Below are 6,053 nucleotides of genomic sequence, written 5' to 3'. Positions count from 1 at the left end.
CCAACAGCCCGCCCACAACGTTGGCCAGGGACGCGCGAAGGGCGCCGCACCCAGAGGTGCGACGCCCTTCGAAGTCTTGCCGGCCCGCCGTCAGACGAGCCGAGCGCCACGACTCAGAGAGCCTCGACGGACTTCGCGATGGCCGACTTGCGGTTCGCGGCCTGGTTGGCGTGGATGACGCCCTTCGAGACAGCCTTGTCGAGCTTGCGCGAGGCGGCCTGCAGCGCGGTGGCAGCGGCCTCCTTGTCGCCCGCGGCGACGGCCTCGCGCACCTTGCGCACGTAGGTCTTCAGCTCAGACTTGACGGCCTTGTTGCGCTGGCGCGCCTTCTCGTTCGTCTTGATGCGCTTGATCTGGGACTTGATGTTGGCCACGTGTGGACTTCCTGGTGTGTTCGCCTGCCGGCGAGCGGATAGGTCGTAGAGGGCGGCCACAGCTCCGGGACTGGGGTGGGGAACCCGTGGAGAGGAACTGCGGCGGTGCCCGCCGACCTGGGCGGACACGCAAACATCAACGATAGCAGAGGGCTCCTCGGCGGGAGAACCGCCGGAGTGTGTGGCGTTCCGCACCGCGGGGCGCCAGGTCGAGCATCCAGCGGTCGTCAGCGACGCGCTCGCGCCATCGCCCGGGCGACCTCGTCGAACGTCCGACGGTCCAGGACCGCGCCCTCGCGGCGTACGGCCCCGGGGTCCACCCGGATCACCCGGTTCAGTCGGACCTCGCTCGGGCGACCCTGCGAGTCCCAGGCACCGGTGCCGACGTCCATCCACAGCCGCCCGTACCGCGCCTCCTGGGCCGCGTCGCGGTCGTGGTCCTTGCTGGTGAGCTGCAGGCCGAGCAGCCATGGCCCGTCGCGGCCGACCAGCAGCACGGGCCGGTCCTTGCCCCGCGCGTGGTCCTCCTCGAAGGGCACCCAGGTCCACACGACCTCACCCGGGTCCGGGTCGCCGTCCGGCCGCGGCGCGTACACGGTCTTCACAGGGCCGGAGTAGTCGCCGGGGTAGCCCGCGCCCCCGGGGCGCGGGGAGGTCGGGGCCGCGGGCTGGGAGCGGGGCTTCGTGGTCGTGCGGGACGACCCTCGAGAGGACGACCGTGTCGCCGAGCGCAGCACGTCCACCAGCAGGTTCAGCCATCGGTTCGCCACGGCCGACAGCCTACGTGCGGCTCGTCCGAGAGCGAATCGGGTGCGGGGGACCGCCGTCGTCTCCGGTGTCCCCGCGTAGCAGGCGTCGGGCAGCGTCCCTGCTGTGGTCCGGCCAGGGCCGGCCAGGTCTGGCCGTCAGGGAACGAGCGGTGCGTCCAGCAGCCGCCGCGCGGCGGCCGCGTCGCCGTCGACGACGATGCCGGCCTCCTCGGCCGTCAGGCGCCCCCACAGGAGCAGGGCGAGCCCGTGCGCGGGCCCGCGCACGGCCGCGGCGGCGTCAGCCTCGGGGGCGCCGAGCAGCCACGACCAGCCGAGGTCGGTCGCCTCGACGCGCACGGCGTCGGCGGGCGGTGCCATCCGCCCCAGGTGCACCTGCCGGGGCTGGAACATCGTGATCACCTCGTCGACGGCGTCCCCCCACACGGTGGCCTCGACCGCGACGTCGCCGAGGGCGGCCGTCGCCGAGCCGGCGCGGGCTGCGTGCAGGTCGTGCAGGTGCACGAGCGTCTCGTGCACCTGCCGCCGCCACCAGAACGACGCGGGACCGTCGCCGAGCAAGGTCCGCGCCGCGCCGTCCAGTCCTGCGGCGTCGAGCGTGACGCGCAGGGCGGTCGCGTGCCGGCGGTAGAGGGCGGCGAGCCCGGGCGCCCCGCCCGCGGGCTCGGGCAGATCCTCCGACCGGGTCGGGTCGCCCACCGCCATCCCGGCTGCCCAGTGGTGCACCCCGGCGAGGTGGAGGACCAGGTCGCGCGCCCGCCAGTCGCCGCACGCCGGGACGCGGGCGTCGAGGTCGGCGTCGGCGGCGGCCGCGGCGAACTCGTGCTGGAGCGTGGCGAGCAGCGCGAGCCGGTCCGGCTCGGGCCCGCCGTCGGTGCGACGCCCGGTCCGCGGGTCGACGTCGGGGCGGGACGGGGCTGCGGTGGGCTCGCGCATGGCGCCGAGGCTAGCGCCCTCGCAGGTCAGGCGGTGAGGACGGCGTCGACCTGGCCGAGGAAGTCGTCCAGGTCGTCGGGCGTGCGCGAGGTCACCAGCGGGAACCCGGCGCCGTCGTCGTGCACGACGGCGCGGTCCACCCAGGTGCCCCCGGCGTTGCGGACGTCCGTGGCCAGCGAGGGGTACGAGGTGAGCGTCGCGCCGCGCACGAGGTCGGCCTCGACCAGCGCCCACGGCCCGTGGCAGATCGCCGCGACGGGACGTCCGGACGTCGCGAACTCGCGGACGAGCTCGACGGCGCGGTCCTGCAGGCGCAGGGCGTCGGCGTTCAGCGTGCCGCCGGGGACGAGCAGGAGGTCGAACGACGCGCCGTCGACGTCCTGGAGGCCGGTGTCGGCGGGCACGGTGCGTCCGGGGTCCTTGTCGCCGACGAGGGTGCGCACCTCGCCCGCCTCGTCCGAGGCGACGACGACCTCGGCTCCCGCGCCCCGCAGGTGCTCGAGCGGGACCACCAGCTCGTCCTGCTCGACGCCGTAGCTCGTCACGATCGCCAGCACGCGCTTGCCGGTCAGGTCGGTCTGGTCGGCCATGTCAGGGCTCCTCACGTCGTCTTGCCGGGTGTTCCCCGACCGTAGGCAGCGACGCGGGATGCCCGCACGCGGGTGGGTCGCGGCGCCGGCGCGCGCGACGTCGAGGGGGCCGGACGGCACCGGGCGGGGTCGTGGGACAATGGCCGGGCCTCGCCACCACCGACGGCACCCACCCAGAGACCCTGACGGAGCGAGATCGCGTTGCCCATCCCCGGACCCGCGCTGCGTGCGCGCATCGAGCCGAACGCCACTGCGCCGGAGCTCATCCGCAACTTCTGCATCATCGCGCACATCGACCACGGCAAGTCGACCCTCGCCGACCGCATGCTGCAGCTGACCGGCGTCGTGGAGCCCCGGGCGATGCGGGCGCAGTACCTCGACCGCATGGACATCGAGCGCGAGCGTGGCATCACGATCAAGTCGCAGGCCGTGCGCATGCCGTGGCAGGTGGCCGACGAGCCGTTCGCCCTCAACATGATCGACACGCCGGGCCACGTGGACTTCACCTACGAGGTGTCCCGTTCCCTCGCGGCGTGCGAGGGCGCCGTCCTGCTCGTGGACGCCGCTCAGGGCATCGAGGCCCAGACGCTCGCCAACCTGTACCTGGCGATGGAGAACGACCTCGAGATCATCCCGGTGCTCAACAAGATCGACCTGCCCGCCGCGCAGCCGGAGAAGTACGCGGAGGAGCTCGCGAACCTCGTCGGCGGCGACCCGGCGGACGTGCTCAAGGTCTCGGGCAAGACGGGAGCGGGGGTCGAGGCCCTGCTCGACCGCATCGTGGAGCGGATCCCGGCACCGGTCGGCGACGCCGACGCCCCGGCCCGCGCGATGATCTTCGACTCGGTCTACGACACCTACCGCGGCGTCGTCACCTACGTGCGCGTCGTGGACGGCAACCTCAACCCGCGCGAGCGCATCGCGATGATGTCGACGCGCGCGACGCACGAGCTGCTCGAGATCGGCGTCATCTCGCCGGAGCCGATCCCCACGAAGGGCCTGGGCCCGGGCGAGGTCGGTTACCTCATCACCGGTGTGAAGGACGTGCGCCAGTCGAAGGTCGGCGACACGGTCACCAACATGGCCAAGCCGGCCGGGACGGCGCTCGGCGGGTACAGCGACCCCAAGCCGATGGTGTTCTCGGGCCTGTACCCGGTGGACGGCACCGACTACCCGGCCCTGCGCGACGCCCTGGACAAGCTCAAGCTCAACGACGCCGCGCTCAACTACGAGCCGGAGACGTCGGTGGCGCTGGGCTTCGGCTTCCGCGTCGGGTTCCTCGGCCTGCTGCACCTGGAGATCGTGCGCGAGCGGCTCGAGCGCGAGTTCGACCTGGACCTCATCTCCACCGCGCCGAACGTCGTCTACGACGTCACGCTCGACGACGGCACCGAGGTGAAGGTGACCAACCCGTCCGAGTTCCCGGGCGGCAAGATCAAGGAGGTCCGCGAGCCCGTGGTGCGCGCGACCATCCTCGCGCCGAGCGAGTTCGTGGGCACCGTCATGGGTCTGTGCAACGACCGGCGCGGCCAGATGCTCGGCATGGACTACCTCTCGGAGGACCGCGTGGAGCTGCGCTTCACGCTTCCCCTCGCCGAGATCGTGTTCGACTTCTTCGACCACCTCAAGTCCCGCACCCGCGGCTACGCGTCGCTGGACTACGAGCCCTCGGGCGACCAGGCCGCCGACCTCGTGAAGGTCGACATCCTGCTCCAGGGCGAGCAGGTGGACGCGTTCAGCGCCATCGTGCACAAGGACAAGGCGTACGACTACGGCGTCATGATGACGGCGAAGCTCAAGGAGATCATCCCGCGCCAGCAGTTCGAGGTGCCGATCCAGGCCGCGGTCGGAGCCCGCGTCATCGCCCGGGAGACCGTGCGCGCGATGCGCAAGGACGTCCTCGCCAAGTGCTACGGCGGCGACATCAGCCGCAAGCGCAAGCTGCTCGAGAAGCAGAAGGAGGGCAAGAAGCGCATGAAGAACATCGGGTCCGTCGAGGTCCCGAAGGACGCCTTCATCGCCGCGCTCTCCTCCGACGGCGGCGGCGGCAAGGACGCCAAGGACAAGAAGAAGTAGTGCCCGCGCTGCCTGACGGCGTCCCCGTGCCGGCCGACGGCGCCCTGCCCGAGTGGGTGCGCGCGCCGGCCGGGACGGCCGGTGCCCGGCCGTTCGGCGTGTACGTGCACGTGCCGTTCTGCACGGTCCGGTGCGGGTACTGCGACTTCAACACGTACACGGCGGCCGAGCTCGGCGGCGGCGCCAACCAGGCGGCGTACGCGACGACGGCGCTGCGGGAGGTCGCCCTGGCCGCCCGCGTGCTCGACGACGCGGGGCTGGGCGGCCGTCCCGTCTCCACCGTCTTCTTCGGCGGCGGCACGCCCACCATGCTGCCTGCCGCCGACCTGGCGCGGGTGCTGCGCGGCGTGGACGACGCGTGGGGGCTGGCCGACGACGCGGAGGTGACCACCGAGGCGAACCCGGACTCGGTCACCCCCGAGTCGCTGCGCGTGCTCGCCGACGCAGGCTTCACCCGGGTCTCGTTCGGGATGCAGTCGGCCGTGCCGCACGTGCTGGCCACGCTGGAGCGCACCCACGACCCGCGGCGCGTGCCCGACGTCGTGCGCTGGGCCCGTGACGCCGGCCTGGACGTCTCCCTCGACCTCATCTACGGCACGCCCGGGGAGTCCCTCGACGACTGGCGGACGTCGCTGGAGGCCGTGCTGGCCACAGGCGTCGACCACGTGTCGGCGTACGCGCTCGTGGTGGAGCCCGGGACGAAGATGCACGCCCAGGTGCGGCGGGGCGAGGTCGCCCTGCCCGACGAGGACGACCAGGCGGCGAAGTACGAGCTGGCCGACGACCTCCTCACCGAGGCAGGCCTCGGCTGGTACGAGGTGAGCAACTGGGCGCGCGGGCCCGAGCACGCGTGCCGGCACAACCAGGCGTACTGGCGCGGCGACGACTGGTGGGGCGTCGGTCCCGGGGCGCACTCCTACGTGGCCGGCGCGGACGACGGCGAGCACGCCGGCGTGCGCTGGTGGAACGTCAAGCACCCTCGTCGGTACGCGGCGCTCCTGGAGGACGGCTCGTCCCCGGGCGCCGGGCGAGAGCTGCTCACGACCGCCGAGGCCCAGCTCGAGCGGGTGCTGCTCGGCGTGCGCGTGCGCGAGGGCCTGGACGTCGGCGCGCTGGACCCATCGCGCCGGGCGGCGGTCGCCGGACTCGTGGCGCGCGGCCTGCTCGACGGGGTCGAGGCCGTGCGCGGCCGCGTCGTGCTCACCCGCCAGGGCCGCCTGCTCGCCGACTCCGTCGTCCGCGAGCTCACCCCCTGACGGGCGTCGAGCGTGCTGACTTGATCCTCAAACCGCCGGTTTGAGGATCAAGTC

At 73.0% G+C, this 6,053-nt stretch carries 6 protein-coding genes; 2 read left to right on the top strand and 4 right to left on the bottom strand.

The window, feature by feature from the left end; genetic code table 11:
* Positions 1 to 113: 113 nt before the first annotated feature.
* The 4 genes from rpsT to ACFT55_RS18550 form a co-directional block, all read right to left on the bottom strand.
* The gene (gene rpsT, locus ACFT55_RS18565; RefSeq protein WP_380245324.1) at positions 114 to 374 is read right to left on the bottom strand and encodes a 30S ribosomal protein S20; all 261 of its coding nucleotides are present in this window, start codon (positions 372 to 374) and stop codon (positions 114 to 116) included.
* Between the two features lie 227 nt (positions 375 to 601).
* Positions 602 to 1,144, bottom strand: coding sequence for a type II toxin-antitoxin system PemK/MazF family toxin (locus tag ACFT55_RS18560; protein WP_380245323.1), 543 nt, complete (start codon positions 1,142 to 1,144; stop codon positions 602 to 604).
* A gap of 135 nt (positions 1,145 to 1,279) precedes the next feature.
* On the bottom strand, positions 1,280 to 2,077 hold the full coding sequence (locus ACFT55_RS18555) for a maleylpyruvate isomerase N-terminal domain-containing protein (protein WP_380245322.1): 798 nt from the start codon (positions 2,075 to 2,077) through the stop codon (positions 1,280 to 1,282).
* Positions 2,078 to 2,103: 26 nt separating this feature from the next.
* Positions 2,104 to 2,667, bottom strand: coding sequence for a type 1 glutamine amidotransferase domain-containing protein (locus ACFT55_RS18550; RefSeq protein WP_380245321.1), 564 nt, complete (start codon positions 2,665 to 2,667; stop codon positions 2,104 to 2,106).
* Between the two features lie 201 nt (positions 2,668 to 2,868).
* On the opposite strand from ACFT55_RS18550, the gene lepA reads away from it, so the two are divergent.
* Both lepA and hemW read left to right on the top strand, forming a co-directional pair.
* Entirely contained in the window at positions 2,869 to 4,743 is a 1,875-nt protein-coding gene (gene lepA, locus ACFT55_RS18545; protein ID WP_380245320.1) for a translation elongation factor 4, read from the top strand.
* Positions 4,743 to 5,999 (top strand): radical SAM family heme chaperone HemW, encoded by a 1,257-nt coding sequence (gene hemW / locus ACFT55_RS18540; protein WP_380245319.1) that lies wholly within the window; start codon positions 4,743 to 4,745, stop codon positions 5,997 to 5,999. The genes lepA and hemW overlap by 1 nt, the downstream gene beginning before the upstream one ends.
* Positions 6,000 to 6,053: the final 54 nt, after the last annotated feature.

Origin of the sequence: Isoptericola sp. NPDC057191 (genome assembly GCF_042670225.1) — a bacterium.
Lineage (GTDB): Bacteria > Actinomycetota > Actinomycetes > Actinomycetales > Cellulomonadaceae > Isoptericola.
This window is presented reverse-complemented; position numbering and strand designations above follow the sequence as displayed.

Bases quoted from the DNA above. Each gene is read 5' to 3' on its own strand.
- ACFT55_RS18555 (WP_380245322.1), bottom strand. From the start codon at position 2,077: ATGCGCGAGCCCACCGCAGCCCCGTCCCGCCCCGACGTCGACCCGCGG.
- ACFT55_RS18550 (WP_380245321.1), bottom strand. From the start codon at position 2,667: ATGGCCGACCAGACCGACCTGACCGGCAAGCGCGTGCTGGCGATCGTG.